General features: G+C 68.1%; 20 protein-coding genes. 8 read left to right on the top strand and 12 right to left on the bottom strand.

Going from position 1 to position 13,592, the window contains the following annotated elements; translation table 11 throughout:
- Positions 1-499 precede the first annotated feature (499 nt).
- A complete protein-coding gene (locus VGV41_RS16910) occupies positions 500-907 on the bottom strand; it encodes a hypothetical protein (protein WP_326865104.1) in 408 nt (135 codons plus the stop codon).
- A 487-nt stretch (positions 908-1,394) separates the two neighbouring features.
- Between VGV41_RS16910 and VGV41_RS16905 the strand changes: the two genes are divergently transcribed.
- Positions 1,395-1,664 carry a hypothetical protein gene (locus VGV41_RS16905; protein ID WP_326865102.1) on the top strand — a complete coding sequence of 90 codons (270 nt, stop codon included), beginning with the start codon at positions 1,395-1,397 and terminating at the stop codon, positions 1,662-1,664.
- A 105-nt stretch (positions 1,665-1,769) separates the two neighbouring features.
- Complete coding sequence (locus tag VGV41_RS16900; RefSeq protein ID WP_326865101.1) at positions 1,770-1,910, top strand: hypothetical protein; 141 nt, start codon at positions 1,770-1,772, stop codon at positions 1,908-1,910.
- Positions 1,911-1,914: 4 nt separating this feature from the next.
- On the opposite strand, the gene VGV41_RS16895 is transcribed toward VGV41_RS16900, so the two are convergent.
- Positions 1,915-2,259, bottom strand: a complete 345-nt coding sequence (locus VGV41_RS16895) for a hypothetical protein (protein ID WP_326865100.1) — start codon at positions 2,257-2,259, stop codon at positions 1,915-1,917.
- 164 nt (positions 2,260-2,423) lie between these two features.
- On the opposite strand from VGV41_RS16895, the gene VGV41_RS16890 reads away from it, so the two are divergent.
- Positions 2,424-3,266, top strand: a complete 843-nt coding sequence (locus VGV41_RS16890) for a hypothetical protein (protein ID WP_326865099.1) — start codon at positions 2,424-2,426, stop codon at positions 3,264-3,266.
- 121 nt (positions 3,267-3,387) lie between these two features.
- Positions 3,388-3,843: a hypothetical protein gene (locus tag VGV41_RS16885; RefSeq protein WP_326865098.1), complete on the top strand. Its 456-nt coding sequence runs from the start codon at positions 3,388-3,390 to the stop codon at positions 3,841-3,843.
- Positions 3,844-3,898: 55 nt separating this feature from the next.
- Here the strand turns inward: VGV41_RS16885 and VGV41_RS16880 are convergent, their stop codons facing one another.
- Positions 3,899-4,096, bottom strand: a complete 198-nt coding sequence (locus VGV41_RS16880; protein WP_326865096.1) for a hypothetical protein — start codon at positions 4,094-4,096, stop codon at positions 3,899-3,901.
- Between the two features lie 177 nt (positions 4,097-4,273).
- Positions 4,274-4,483, bottom strand: coding sequence for a DUF3072 domain-containing protein (locus tag VGV41_RS16875; RefSeq protein ID WP_326865095.1), 210 nt, complete (start codon positions 4,481-4,483; stop codon positions 4,274-4,276).
- A gap of 112 nt (positions 4,484-4,595) precedes the next feature.
- On the opposite strand from VGV41_RS16875, the gene VGV41_RS16870 reads away from it, so the two are divergent.
- On the top strand, positions 4,596-4,982 hold the full coding sequence (locus tag VGV41_RS16870) for a hypothetical protein (RefSeq protein ID WP_326865094.1): 387 nt from the start codon (positions 4,596-4,598) through the stop codon (positions 4,980-4,982).
- Between the two features lie 2 nt (positions 4,983-4,984).
- Here the strand turns inward: VGV41_RS16870 and VGV41_RS16865 are convergent, their stop codons facing one another.
- The 7 genes from VGV41_RS16865 to VGV41_RS16835 form a co-directional block, all read right to left on the bottom strand.
- A complete protein-coding gene (locus VGV41_RS16865; protein ID WP_326865093.1) occupies positions 4,985-6,196 on the bottom strand; it encodes an MFS transporter in 1,212 nt (403 codons plus the stop codon).
- A complete protein-coding gene (locus VGV41_RS16860) occupies positions 6,193-6,675 on the bottom strand; it encodes a MaoC family dehydratase (protein WP_326865092.1) in 483 nt (160 codons plus the stop codon). Before VGV41_RS16860 ends, VGV41_RS16865 begins: the two co-directional genes overlap by 4 nt.
- A complete protein-coding gene (locus tag VGV41_RS16855) occupies positions 6,672-7,133 on the bottom strand; it encodes a MaoC family dehydratase (protein WP_326865091.1) in 462 nt (153 codons plus the stop codon). The genes VGV41_RS16860 and VGV41_RS16855 overlap by 4 nt, the downstream gene beginning before the upstream one ends.
- Positions 7,134-7,214: 81 nt before the next feature.
- Positions 7,215-8,312 (bottom strand): redox-regulated ATPase YchF, encoded by a 1,098-nt coding sequence (gene ychF, locus VGV41_RS16850; RefSeq protein ID WP_326865089.1) that lies wholly within the window; start codon positions 8,310-8,312, stop codon positions 7,215-7,217.
- A gap of 27 nt (positions 8,313-8,339) precedes the next feature.
- Positions 8,340-8,945 carry an aminoacyl-tRNA hydrolase gene (pth, locus tag VGV41_RS16845; protein WP_326865088.1) on the bottom strand — a complete coding sequence of 202 codons (606 nt, stop codon included), beginning with the start codon at positions 8,943-8,945 and terminating at the stop codon, positions 8,340-8,342.
- A 72-nt stretch (positions 8,946-9,017) separates the two neighbouring features.
- On the bottom strand, positions 9,018-9,758 hold the full coding sequence (locus VGV41_RS16840) for a 50S ribosomal protein L25/general stress protein Ctc (protein ID WP_326865087.1): 741 nt from the start codon (positions 9,756-9,758) through the stop codon (positions 9,018-9,020).
- Between the two features lie 147 nt (positions 9,759-9,905).
- Positions 9,906-10,220, bottom strand: coding sequence for an accessory factor UbiK family protein (locus tag VGV41_RS16835; protein WP_326865085.1), 315 nt, complete (start codon positions 10,218-10,220; stop codon positions 9,906-9,908).
- A 114-nt stretch (positions 10,221-10,334) separates the two neighbouring features.
- On the opposite strand from VGV41_RS16835, the gene lgt reads away from it, so the two are divergent.
- Together lgt and VGV41_RS16825 are read left to right on the top strand one after the other, a co-directional pair.
- The gene (lgt, locus tag VGV41_RS16830) at positions 10,335-11,159 is read left to right on the top strand and encodes a prolipoprotein diacylglyceryl transferase (RefSeq protein ID WP_326865084.1); all 825 of its coding nucleotides are present in this window, start codon (positions 10,335-10,337) and stop codon (positions 11,157-11,159) included.
- On the top strand, positions 11,159-12,253 hold the full coding sequence (locus tag VGV41_RS16825; RefSeq protein WP_326865083.1) for a class I SAM-dependent methyltransferase: 1,095 nt from the start codon (positions 11,159-11,161) through the stop codon (positions 12,251-12,253). Before lgt ends, VGV41_RS16825 begins: the two co-directional genes overlap by 1 nt.
- 3 nt (positions 12,254-12,256) lie before the next feature.
- Here the strand turns inward: VGV41_RS16825 and VGV41_RS16820 are convergent, their stop codons facing one another.
- The gene (locus tag VGV41_RS16820) at positions 12,257-12,652 is read right to left on the bottom strand and encodes a BA14K family protein (protein ID WP_326865082.1); all 396 of its coding nucleotides are present in this window, start codon (positions 12,650-12,652) and stop codon (positions 12,257-12,259) included.
- Positions 12,653-12,744: 92 nt separating this feature from the next.
- Here VGV41_RS16820 and pgeF point away from each other — a divergent pair, with 92 nt between their 5' ends.
- A complete protein-coding gene (gene pgeF, locus VGV41_RS16815) occupies positions 12,745-13,512 on the top strand; it encodes a peptidoglycan editing factor PgeF (protein WP_326865081.1) in 768 nt (255 codons plus the stop codon).
- Positions 13,513-13,592: the final 80 nt, after the last annotated feature.

The raw sequence follows: 13,592 nt of genomic DNA, 5'->3' as shown, positions 1-13,592 counted from the left end.
CCCCGGGAGGCCTTGGCCAGCCGTCCGCCGGCATTACGACCGGCTGCCCGCAGTTCTACGGAACGATGGGCTGCACGCGGCGGCGACGAAGGAGCGGTGGCCACCGCTCCGGATCGGGGGCTTGAACACGGGCCCCGTCGCTGCCCGGAAGTACGGCCCAAAGGGTCTTCAAGAACGCCGCATAAATAGCCCGGACTGCGCAAGCTTGTCCGGGTGTGGAGCGCCGGGAGGCGCCTCGTCCCGATCGCAAGGGATGAGGAGACGCCTCACAGCGTCTCGGGCGGCCTCGCCGGCCGCTCAGGGAGCCTCGCAAGCTCCCGCGTTTCCCGGCGCTCCGCTCCCCTTGGGGAGCGGAGGTTTGCAATTCGCAAGAGGGCCTCCCCGGGGCCGACCAAAGAGCACGGGCGATGAGTCATGCGTATGGGTGGAACGGCAGCACACAAAAATGGCCGGGCAGCGGCCCGGCCATTGTCTCAATTGGCAAATCCGGCCGCAGGGCTCAAATCGACTCGCCCTCGCCTTCCATCACCGCGTATTGCGTCATGCCCGGCACGCGCTGCCAGCCATTGCCGTTGAAGCCGGCGAGCACGTTGATGCGCACGATCTGCAACAGCTTGTTGGCCACCGCTTTGGCGTCGACGGTCTTGTCGCGGGTGAAGGCGATCGCGGCGACGCCGCAGGCGTGCGGATCGTGCGCCAGCAGATTGACCTTCTGCATCGCGTCCTTCGGCGCGGCGCCTCGCGCGCGCAGCGCCACGAACTGCTCGGCCTGGTCGGGCGTGTTGCAGATCATGCCGATGCCCATCGCGGTCGAATCGGTGTCGGTGAGGCTGAAGTCGGACGCCTGCGCCGCACCGCAGGTCAGGGTGACGATCGCCGCCGCGGCGGCGAATTGATAAAGGCGCATGGCCGGGAAACTCCTGAAAGCCTGGGATCCGCGTCGGATCCGCGTGGTTCTTTCCCGGTCAACGCGCGCGCGGCGACGGCGGTCGGTCCCGCACGCAAACGTGATGGCGCGGTGAAAGTGCGGGCCTCGAGCGGCGTCGGCCCGGACAGAAAAGCGGCCGGCGCCGGTCGTGCCCGGCGCCAGGCCGCCTTCCGTGCCGGCGCGCTCTCAGGAGGCATCACGCGCCGGCCAAGCCGTCGATGGTCACATCGGCAGTCGATCGCTCAAGGTCGAGGCGGATGGGCGTCCCCGAAGTCCAGGCCGTGCCGCCGCCTCTGCCGCGACAACGGCTCAGCCGGCCGGCTGTTGCATGAAATCCCCGCAACGCGCCCCTGCGCACTGCCGCGGGGCGCCGCCCGGAAATTGCCAAGAAGGGCTCGAATCTGCTTCAAGGCGGCGGGGGCTCGCCGCCGGCGCAGGGTGCCGGCTTCAGTCCGGAATATCCGCCATGACCGCCGTCCGCCTGCCCGCCTTTCTGCCGCTCGCCGCCCTCGGCCTCTGCGCGCTGGCGCTGGCCGGCTGCGAGACCACCGGCAGCGGTCCGGGCCCGGTCGCCGCCGCGCCGAAGCCACCGATGACGCATTCACGCGCCGCCGAGGAATGCTGGATGGGCACGGAGAAGTCCGACGCCCGCATGAACCTCGACCAGCGCGCCGACGTCGTCGACCGCTGCATCAAGGAGAAGATGAAGGGCGCCGACGCACCGCCGCGCAGTTGAGCGCGCGTCCTCAACGGATTTTGCACATCGCCCGCTTGCCGGCCCGCCGTGGCCGTATCACCATACGTACTGCGTCATCGTTCATCCGCGACTTGGGAGGCCGTCATGGCAAAAGGTCAGATGCGTGTTCCGAAGGAAAAGAAGAAGCCCAAGGCCGACAAGGACAAGCCGAAGCAGCTGTCCGCCTACAAACAGGCGCAGATGAGCGGCACCAGCGCCGGCGCCCCGATCGGCAAGAAGAACTGACGCTTCAGCGCTCGATCCGGCCGTTCGTCGTCTTGCCGTGGTCCGGCAGCGCGGCGGCGGCCTGGCTCATCTCGGCGCAGGTCAGGAGCTCGACGTAGCTTGGCGGTCCGCCGACGGTCGACAGCACCGTGCAATGCTGCCGCTGTGCCGGCGTGAAGTTGCTCCACTCATGCTCGAGCTTCGTTTTCGCCTGCTTCTCGTCGTTCTCGCAGGCGCTGACGTTGCGGTCCGGGGTCACCGCGGCCGCGACCGCGGCGCGACAGCTCGGCTCGTAATTCAGCACCGGGACCTTGTCGGCGACCAGCACGAGATGCGCGCCGGTCACGAGCATCGGCAGCAGTGCAGGCATCGGAGCGCCTCCGTTGGTCGCAACCCCGCGCCGGAACAACGCCGGCACGCACGTCGGGTTGCCGCAGGGTAACACAGTTCCGGTCCGACGGCCGCCACATCGCTTTCACACCTTCGCCCTTTTCCTCAGACATCCTTCGTCCTGGGTCAGGAGGGAGCCGTCCGATGCGGCTGGCAACGTTGTCAGTCACCGCCGCGCTGTTGATGTCGGCGGTCGCGCCGGCGATGGCGCAGCAGCAGATGGCCCCGGCCGCAGCAGATACCGCCGCGGGCTCGGATGACGCCCAACTCGGCGCCGCCCTGCAGTACGACCCCACCCCCTCCCCCGACGCGCCGCCGAAGGCGCTGAAGTACCCCTCGCTGTCCGCGGCGAAATCGTACGATCTCAGCGAGAAGACGGCGGCCGACGGCTCGACCACCTACTCGGTCAAGAAGTCGCTGCCGACCGACTGGAGCACCAGCATCGGCGCCGACCTCGGCACCGGTGCCCCGTCCGAGCCCTATTATCAGCCGGACCGGCCGATCGCACCCGCGCGCAATAACACCGGCGCCGCCTGGGCTTCGCTCGGCGTGTCCAGCGTCGCCAGCCTCGACGCGCGCGTCGACCCCACCGCCGACCAGGGCCGCTTCGCCACCACGCTGCATCATTCGCTGCCGGTCGGGCGCCATCTGTCGGTGACATTGCAAAACAGCACCGGCATTACCCAGGCGCTCGGGACGCAGGCGACTGCCCCCGCCGGCCTGCCGGTGATGGCATTGGCGCAGCCAACGGCTACCGGCGCCACCCGCGCCTGGGACGATCAGCCGTCGGTAAAATTTGACATCCTGCCGACCGGCACCACCCTCTCCGCCGGGCTCGCGCGCACGAGCACCGACCCGGTGCTGCACAACAGCCTCCGCGCCGATCAGAAATTGTACGGGCCGCTGCACGTCGGCACCGCGCTCAACGATGTCGGCGAGACGACGGAGAACAAGAGCGTTACCGCCAGTTTTAAATTGAACTGGTGAGTTCCGCTTTCTCGCCTCTTTGCAGCCGCCGGCATGCCGCACCGGCGCCGCAGTCGCATGCGGCAATCGCTCCCACCTAGAATCGGCACGCGATTGAGTCGCGTTAGTGAGGAGCACCAGCATGACGGCGATCAGACCCGAGCGCACCCTGGATACCGCCGCCGAGACGCACGGTCCCGACAAGCCGGCGTCGGAACGGCGCGCGCCCGAGAAACTCGGCGCTATCAGCGAAGCCGCCGCCAGCGCTTTCGAAGGCGAGATCCGCGAATTCGTCCGCCGCGACGTGGCGCCGCGGCGTCCGGCCGCCGGTGGCGATGCGACGCTCGACCCGGTCGCCGACAATCTCAATGCGCTGATCCGCCGCGTCTCCGGCGCCTCGATGGAGGAGATCGACCGCGTCATCGCCGAGCTGCAGACGGTGCGCGACATGCTGCGGCATGAAGGCGAGCGCGTCAGCCGCGAGATCGCCGGCTATGCCAGCCTCAGCCACGCGGCGATGACGGCGATGAAGGTGATCGGCGAGAGCGTCACGCAATGGAAGAGCGCGCCGCGCGACGATCGACGCCCGGCGGGCTGATTTCGATTGGAATGAACGAAGCGCCATCGCCGTTCGCGGCGGTGGCGGTTCTCCCTCAGGAGCGATCGTCGGCCACGACGCGCAGGCGCGGCGTGTCGCTCAGCCGGATCGACTGCAGGCCGTAGACATTGCCGCCGATTTCGGTGCCGGACGTCAACGTGCCGCGCACGACGAAGCCGCCGACGGCGATGACGAAGAGGGTTGCTGCGCACAGCAGCATTCCGATCATGCCCAGTCCCATTTTGTCGGCCATCGCCCGCTCCAGCCATTCCTGAATGTTCGTTCAGCCCCCCACTAACGCGATGGGGGCCGGCGCGTTCCCGAGGGCCGTTGCGGCAGCCCTTGTTCCTTAGTCGTGGCTGAAGACGAAAAGGTTCACGCCGTCGCCGGCCGGCGGCAACGGCCCTGGAGCCCAGGCGGATGGGGCCGCTTACTGCGTGTGCGGCGGCTCGCCCTGCAGTTTGAGCTTGGCCTGCAAAGTGGCGATGCGACGCGCCGCTTCGCTCCGGGTCAGGTGCTCGCCAAACGCCTCGAAGTCATAAGCGTCGTGCGCCAGCCGGCGCAGCAGCGCCGCCTGCTCGGCGGTCATCGGCCCGTCGGCGCCGGTGGTCAAAGTGGGCTCGCTCTCGGGTGAGCTCATGCGGCATCTAACCGCCGAAACCGGCCGCGGGTTCCGGTCGCGCTTTTCGCGTGCGGCGCGAGTCGCATCCTGATACCCACGAAGACGGACTGATTCGCGAGAAGGCCACGCGATGATTCTCGAATCCGTGTTCGGGTTGTCGCTTGTGTTGAACGTCTCCCTCGATACCCAAATCCCGCACCCGCCGACGCCCGGCTGGAGCCAGCTCTCGGTCGCCGAGCGGCAGGCGAAGCTTCTGCCTCTGGTCGCCCGCGCCACCGATTGCATCCTCCGCCGCATCGCCGACGATCCGCGTTATCGGCCGGACCTGCGGCCGGACGAGATCAACGACCTGATTTCCGAATCGCTGCGCGGCTGCGCGCCGCCATTGCGCGCGATGATCGCCATGCACGATCGACTCTACGGCGCCGGCTCGGGTGAAACCTTCCTTCTCGGCCCCTATCTCGACGTGCTGCCGTCGGCGGTGGTGCGGCAGGTGCGGATGAAATCGACCCGCTGACCTCAAGTCGGCTGCGCGGCGAGCGCCGGCCGCAGCATCAATGTCAGCGGCAGCGTCACCAGCACAATCGCGGCGACCAAGACCAGCGCCGTCGACACGCCGAAGGCGTCGCCGATGAGACCGTAGAGCGCGGGCGATACCGCGCCGGCGCCGATCGTGCCGGTGTAAAAAATACCAAAGGCGCGCGTGCGCTTGTCCGGCGTCACCAGATCGGGCACCGAGCCGTACAGCACCGACGAGGTGCCGTTGAGTGCGACGCCGACCACCGGCAGCAGAAGCATCGCCGCGTCGAGCGACAGCGGCAGCAGGGCGACGATAGTCACCGCCGTTATGCCTTCGGTCAGCCACACCGTGGCGATGGTGCCCAGTCGCGCACCGATGTAGGTGCACACGAGCTTGCCGGCGGCGCCGCCGGCGAACACCAGCGTCAGCGACAGCCCGACCGTCTGAACGCTGGCGCCCTTCGCGGTGAGCACGAACGGCAGGAAGGTGAGGAAGGCCATGCGCGTCGCGCTGTCGATGATGCCGACCGACAGCAGCAGCGGAAAGCCGAGCGCATGCAGCCGTCCAATGGGACGCGCCGCGCTCTCTTTCTTCGCGGCGGCCGGCGCGGCCTCGCGCAAGCGCGGCATCAACGTGAAAACAAGGACGGCGCCGAGCACGCCAAGCGCCCCGATCAGCATCAGCGCCTGCCGCCACGGCAGCACCAGCAGCAACAGCGAGGCGAGCGCCGGCACGCTCATCTTGCCGAGATCGCCGGCGAAATTGTAGGTGCCGAGCGCCGTGCGCGAGCGCGCGCCGGCGAAGGCCTGCGCGACCAGCGCCGAGCCGAGCGGATGCTGCGTCGAGGCGCCCAGTCCGCCGACGAACAGCGCCGCCACCAAAGTGACGACGCCGACGCTCAGACCGCCGAACACATAGCCGAGCCCGGCGAGCGCGGTGCCGAGCGCCAGCACCGTGCGCGCGCCGAAACGCTCGGCGAGAAAGCCCGACGGCACCTGAAAGCCGGCCAGCGTGCCGGAGAACACCGTCTTCATCAGCCCGAGCGCGGCAAAGCTCAGGCCGAACTCGCTCTGCCAGACCGGTAGCATCACGTAGATGAGATCGGTGAAGCCGTCGTGCAGCGCGTGCGCGCCGCAGGCGACGATCATGGCGCGGCGCTCTTCGCCGGGCGCCGTCGCGCTGCCGTCGGCGGATTGGCCCGCGCTGCTCATGAAGCCTTGCCGCGGCGCTCGACGAAGCTCGTGCTGACGAACGAGATCACCAGTTCGCCCTTCTGATTCGTGCCGGTCGCCAGCAACGTCATCAGTCCGTAGCCCGGCCTGCTGTTCGAGGCGCGCGTTTCCGTCACCTCGGTGCGATAGTCGATGGTGTCACCGACATAGACAGGTTTCAACCATTTGAGATCGCGGAACCCGGTCGACGGGCCGACGTGCCCCACGCGCTCCCCGCGCGCCAGCGCGGCCTCGTTGCTGCGCCGCTGATAATCGACCATCAGCCGCATCCACGTGACCGCGGTGTGCCAACCGGAGGCGCACAGCGCACCGAAATGCGAGGCGGCCGCCGCCGATTCATCGAGATGAAAAAGCTGCGGATCGAAACGGCGGGCGAAGGCCTTGATGTCCTCGGCGTTAAAGGTGTGGCGGCCGACCAGCACGCTCTCGCCGACGACGATGTCCTCGAAGAAGCTCATGCGGCGGCCCCGGGCTGCCGACGGCCGAACATCATAGTCGACGTCATGCTGGTGATGACGGTGTCCGCGGCGTCGATGAGCTCGTAGTGCATGCGCGTCAGGCCCATGTCCGGCCGGCTTTTGGAGGCACGACTGTCGAGCACGGTGACGCGCAGGCGCAGTTGCGTGCCGGGCCGCAGCGGCCTGAGCCAGCGCACCTCCTCGATGCCGGGCGAGCCCATCGACGTCGAGTCGAGCAGGAACCCGTCGGCGATCATGCGCATCATCAGCGCACAGCCGTGCCAGCCGGACGCCGCGAGCCCGCCGAGCAGCGTGGCGCTCGCGGCAGCCTCATCCATGTGCATCGGCTGCAGATCGAACTCCGCGGAGAAGGCAACGATCTCCTCGCGCGTGATGACGCGCGGGCCGTAAACGGCCACGTCGCCGGTCTTGAAATCTTCCCAGGTGCGCTTCGGCATGCCTGCTTTTAGCCTGCCGCGCCGGGACTTGCCTCTGTCACAACCCAGGCCGGGGCATGCGCGGGGCGCATGAACCGGGCGTCAGTTGGCAAAGCGGAAATGCATCACGTCGCCGTCCTGGACGACGTAGTCCTTGCCTTCGAGCCGCATCTTGCCGGCGTCGCGCGCACCAGCCTCGCCGCCGGTGGCGATGTAGTCGTCGTAGCCGATGGTCTCGGCGCGGATGAAACCCTTCTCGAAATCGGTGTGGATGACGCCCGCCGCCTGCGGCGCCTTGGTGCCGACGGTGATGGTCCAGGCGCGCGTCTCCTTCGGACCGACCGTGAAGTAGGTGACGAGATGCAACAGCGCGTAACCGGCTCGCACCAGCCGATCGAGTCCGGTTTCCTTGAGACCGACGGCCTCGAGATAGTCCGCGCGCTCCTCCGGCGGCAGCGTCGCGATCTCGGATTCGATCTTGGCGGAGATGACGACGGCGACGGCGCCCTCCTCCTTCGCGCGCCCTTCCACGCGGCGGGAGAATTCGTTGCCGCTCGCGGCCGAGCCTTCCTCGACATTGCAGGCGTAGAGCACCGGGGCGGAGGTCAGCAGGCCGAGTGAATGAAACAGCTTCTCTTCTTCCGGCTTGCGCTCGACGAAGCGCGCCGGCTTGCCATCCTGCAAGAGCTTGAGCGCGCGCTTGACCAGGTCGAGCGTCTCCTTGGCTTCCTTGTCGTTGCCCTTCGCCTTCTTCTCGAGCGCGTCGACGCGCTTCTCCAGACTCTCGAGATCGGCGAGCATCAATTCGGTCTCGATCGTCTCGATGTCGGCGATCGGATCGATCTTGCCTTCGACATGGGTAACGTCGGAGTCCTCGAAGCAGCGCACGACGTGCACGATAGCGTCGACCTCGCGGATGGTGGCGAGGAACTTGTTGCCGAGGCCTTCGCCCTTCGACGCGCCCTTCACCAGGCCGGCGATGTCGACAAAGGTGATGCGCGTCGGGATGATTTGCTCGGACTTGGCCAGCGTGGAGAGCTTGTCCAGCCGTGGATCCGGCACCGCGATCTCACCGACGTTCGGCTCGATGGTGCAGAACGGATAGTTCGCCGCCTGCGCCGCCGCCGTCTGCGTCAGCGCGTTGAAGAGCGTCGACTTGCCGACGTTCGGCAGGCCGACGATGCCGCATTTGAAACCCATGGTCCCGCGTCTCTTTGCTTCAAGATGTCATTTGGAGCCGGACGGCTCCGCGTCGCCAAAGCCTTTCGCGGTCATGGCGAGATGAACTTTGTTCTGGAAGGTCGAATCCTTGCCTTCGGCCAAAAGCGCCACGTTGTCGGCGACGGCCTCGCATAGCGTCTTCACCCACGGCCACTCCGACTTGTGGAAGTCCTGCAGCACGTAGGATTCCACCAGGTGCTTCTGGCCCGGATGACCGATGCCGAGCCGCACGCGTTTGTAGTCGTTGCTGATCAGACCGCTGATCGAGCGCAGCCCGTTATGGCCGGCATTGCCGCCGCCGGTCTTCACCCGCAGCTTGCCGGGCGGCAGTTCGAGTTCGTCATGGAACACGACCACGTCGGCCGGCGCGATCTTGTAAAGGCGCGCGGCTTCGGCCACCGCGCGTCCCGACTCGTTCATGAACGTGCCCGGCATCAGCAGCGTCACACGCGTGTCGGCGATGCTGCCTTCCGCGGCGACGCCCTCAAACTTGCGGCGAAACGGCCCGAAGTCATGGCGCTTGGCGATCGCGTCGACCGCCATGAAACCGATGTTGTGGCGATTGCCGGCGTAACGCGCGCCGGGATTGCCGAGGCCGACGAAGAGCAGCATGGCGTCAACGGCGTTTCCGCCGCCCTACGTCGGTCTCCCGGAGAGGAAAAGAGGCGCGGAGTGCGCGCCCCCTCACTTCTTGGCCGGCGCGGCACCACCGGCGGCCGGCGCGGCAGCGCCAGCGGCCGGAGCGGCGGCACCGGCGGCCGGAGCGGCAGCGCCCGCAGCCGGAGCAGCAGCAGCCGGAGCGGCGGCGGCAGCAGCAGCGGCGGCAGCGGCTTCGGCAGCCTGACGCTGCTCTTCGGCGTAACCGGACGGCGGCACGACGGTGACCAGCGTGATGTCGCCGTGCGCAATCACCTTCACGTTCGGCGGCAGCTGCACGTCGGACAGGTGCTTGGAGTGATTGATGTCGACGCCGGCGATATCGACGTCGATCGAGTTCGGGATCGCGTCGGCCGGGCACGACACCAGCACGGTGTGCGTGACGATGTTGACCGCGCCGCCGCGCTTCACACCCGGCGACTGCTCGGCATTGAGCACGTGCACGGGGATGTTGACGCGGATCGAGGCGCCTTCCGCCACGCGGAGGAAGTCCACGTGCATCGGCAGGTCCTTGATCGCGTCGAGCTGGAAGTCGCGCGGGATGACGCGGTGCTTGGCGCCGTCCACCTCGAGTTCGTAGAGGGTCGTTAGGAAGCGCCCGGCGTAGATGCGCTTGCGCAGCTCGTCATGGTCGAGCAGCACCATCATCGGGGGCTTGTTGTCGCCGTAAACCACTCCCGGCACCTGGCCGGAATATCGTGCAGCCCGCGCGGCCCCCTTGCCGCCTTTCGGGCGCACCGTCGCCTTCATCGTCTGGACGGTTGCCATAGCAAAACCTCGTATAAGCCAATGGAAAAAGGCGGCTTTTTCGGCCGCCCGCGAACGCGGCAAGCCTCCAGGGGTGCCGGGGGCCGCGTTTCGCGCTGGCTTATAGCGACGGGGGGCTGAAAGTGCAAGGAACGCGCGAAATGCGCGTCATTTGCCGAGCGGCGGGGTGCTCGGCGGCTCCGCCGGCGCCTCGGCGGCCGGCTTGGCCTTTTTCGACGCGGCTTTCGCTTCCAGCGCCTCGATGCGCGCCTTCAGCGCCTCGTTCTCCTCGCGCGCCAGCCGCGCCATGTCCTTGACCGCCTCGAACTCCTCGCGCGGCACCACGTCGAGCTCGCGCAGGATCCGCTCGGCCTGGCTGCGGAACAGGCTGTCGAACTCCCGCCGCACCCCTTGCGCGACTCCGGCCGCGTCGTTCATGAGGCGGGCCATCTCGTCGAAGATGCGGTTGCTGGTCTGGGTCATGATTACGGCCTCCGGGACTTCGCCGAGACAATGGCGTCCCGGTCATCCCGCCGCAAGGCCCGGCGTGCTAGGGATGCCGTGGCGCGGGGGCGCACCCGCCGATTTGAGAGCACTATGCCCTTTCTGCTGATCCCCTACCCGCGTATCGATCCGATTCTCGTCCATATCGGCCCGCTGGCGATCCGATGGTACGCGCTCGCCTACATCTTCGGCATCCTGATCGGCTGGGCCTATGCCCGCGCCATCGTCCGCTCCGAGAAATGGTGGGGCGGCAAGCCGCCACTGTCCGTCACCGACTTCGACGACTTCGTGCTGTGGGTGACGCTCGGCATCATCCTCGGCGGCCGCATCGGCTACGTGCTGTTCTACAACCTGCCGTTCTTCGCCGCGCATCCGCTGCAGATCTTCGAACTGTGGACCGGCGGCATGTCGTTCCACGGCGGCTTCACCGGCTGCGTCGTGGCTGTGGTGCTGTTCGCGCGCAGCCGAGGCCTCTCGATCCTGTCGCTCGGCGACGTCACCTGCGCGGTCGGACCGATCGGACTCTTCCTCGGCCGCCTCGCCAACTTCGTGAACGGCGAATTGTGGGGCCGGCCGACCGACGTGCCGTGGGCGATGATCTTCCCCACCGGCGGCCCGATCCCGCGCCATCCGAGCCAGCTCTATGAAGCGAGCCTCGAAGGGCTGGCGCTGCTCGCCTTCCTCTACGTGATGATCCGCCTCGGCGCCTTGAAGCGGCCGGGCCTGATCATCGGCTCGTTCGCGATGTTCTATGCCTGCGCGCGGTCGTTCTGCGAATTCTTCCGCGAACCGGACGTGCAGCTCGGCTTCCTGTGGGGCGGCGCGACCATGGGCCAGTTGCTGTCGATCCCGCTGTTCATCGCTGGCGTCTGCTTCGTCGTCTACGCGCTGAAGCAGCCTGCCAAGCAGCCGCGCTGATGGCGCCCTCGCCGCTCGAGACCGAGATCCGCGCGCGCATCGCCGCGCACGGACCGATCCCGGTGGCCGAATACATGGCGCTCTGCCTCGGACATCCGCGCTACGGCTATTACGTGACGCGCGACCCCTTCGGCGCGCGCGGCGATTTCATCACCGCGCCGGAAGTGAGCCAGACGTTCGGCGAGCTCATCGGCGTGTGGATGGCGGCGGTCTGGCAGCGGATGGGTGCACCGGCGCGCGTTCGCATCGTCGAGCTCGGCCCCGGCCGCGGCACGCTGATGAGCGATGCGCTGCGCGCAGCAAAGGTGATGCCGGGCTTGCTCGATGCTGCGAGCGTGCATCTCGTCGAGATCAGCCCGGCCTTGAAGGCGAAGCAGCAGCAGACCTTGCACGGCGTCGCGCCGCCGCTGTCGTGGCACGCCTCGCTCGACGCGGTGCCGGAGGGTCCGGCGATCGTCATCGCCAACGAGTTCTTCGATGCGCTGCCGGTGCATCAGGCGGTGAAGACGCCGGGCGGCTGGTGCGAGCGCCGCGTCGGCATCGACGGCGACAAGCTGGTGTTCATGCCCGCCGCGGAGCCGCTCGCCGGCCTCGACGCGCGGCTTCCCGCATCGGCGCGCGAAGCCGCGGACGGCGCGATCTTCGAATGGCGCGACGATGGCGCGGCGCGGGCCCTCGGGGCGCGGCTGGCGCAGCAGGGTGGCGCCGCTTTGGTGATCGACTACGGTCACGTCGCGACCGCGATTGGCGACACGCTGCAGGCGCTCGGCGGTCACGCCTTCGCCGATCCGCTCGCCACGCCGGGTGAGCTCGATCTCACCGCACATGTCGATTTCGCGGCGTTGATGCGCGCCGTCGTGTCGGTCGGCGCCGCCACTTTCGGGCCGATCAGCCAAAGCGAATTGCTGCAGCGGCTCGGCATCGCGGCGCGCGCGGCGAAACTGAAAGAGAACGCCGCGCCCGACGTCGCAACACAAATCGACGCGGCGCTGGCGCGGCTCACTGGCGCGGGCGCGACCCAGATGGGCGCGCTGTTCAAGGCGGCGGCCTTCGCGCATCCGAAACTCGGCGCGCCGCCGGCATTCGAACCCTGAAATTTACGGGCAGCGGTGCCGGCGGCCGTCGCGGCCGACATAGGTCATGCTGTTGGGGTCGTAGCTGCGAAAGCGATGGGCGCAGTAGCTGATCGCCTGCTGGCGCTGCGCTTCCGTGGCGATGACCGCGCCGAGGAACAGCCCGATCGCCGCGCCCGCGGCTGCCGCGCCGGCGCCATCACCACCGCCACCGCCACCGCCGCCACGATGATGCCCGCCACCGCCGCCGCGATGGCCTCCGCCGCCGCCGTGGTGACGATCCTGCACCTGGAGCAGCAAGGGTGCGGATGGCTGGTCCAGCAGATTGCGCGCGCCCGCACCGATCGCGGCTGCGGACGCATACGCCGGCAGCAGCGCGAGCCCCAATACGGCCACACCGCCCAGAAACAAACCCTTCATGAAAACCTCCGCAGTGGACTCGGACGATCCTTGTTGCCCCGGGGGCAAATCGGCTTCATTGATCTGAATCACCCGGTAGACGACGGTTCAAAATGCTGCAGGCTCCCTCGCTCTCGAAGCTGGCGCGCATCCGCCACACTTTCTTCACCCGCAGCGGCGGCGTCTCGGATGGCGTCTATGCCAGCCTCAACGGCGGCATCGGCTCTAACGACGCTCCGGAGAAGGTGACGGAAAATCGCGCGCGCATGGCCGCGACTTTGGGCGTGACGCCGGAGCGCTTCCTCACGCCATATCAAATCCACTCGCCCGACGTGGTGGTGGCCGACGGTTCGTGGACGCAGGAGACGCGGCCGCGCGCCGACGCGCTGGTCACGCGCGAGCCGAAGCTCGCCATCGGCGTGTCGACCGCCGACTGCGGCCCGCTGTTGTTCGCCGATGCCGAGGCCGGCGTGATCGGCGCCGCGCATGCCGGCTGGCGCGGCGCCTTCACCGGCGTCATCGAAGCGACGCTCGCCGCCATGGAGAAACTCGGCGCCGCACGCGGACGCATCGCCGTCGCGCTCGGGCCGACCATCCGACAGCCGAATTACGAGGTCGGGCCGGAGTTCGTCGAGCGCTTCCTCGCCGCCGATGCGGACAATGCCCGCTTCTTCGTGCCGGCGGCGCGCGCAGGCCACGCGATGTTCGACCTCACCGGTTATATCGGCGAGCGCGCCCGCCGCGCCGGAGTGGGAAGCTTCGAGGATCTCGGCCTCTGCACCTATGCCGATCCCGAGCGCTTCTTCAGTTACCGCCGCATGAGCCAGCGCGGCGAGCCGGATTATGGCCGGCATATCAACGCCATCGCCCTCGGCGACTGAGAGTTGTCCTCAGCGGCAGGGCCGACACCATGCCGTGCTGGACTCAGCCTGACGCCAGCCATTACGCTTCCTCTCGGCCG

This window comes from Pseudolabrys sp., from assembly GCF_035943735.1.
GTDB lineage: Bacteria > Pseudomonadota > Alphaproteobacteria > Rhizobiales > Xanthobacteraceae > Pseudolabrys.
This window is presented reverse-complemented; position numbering and strand designations above follow the sequence as displayed.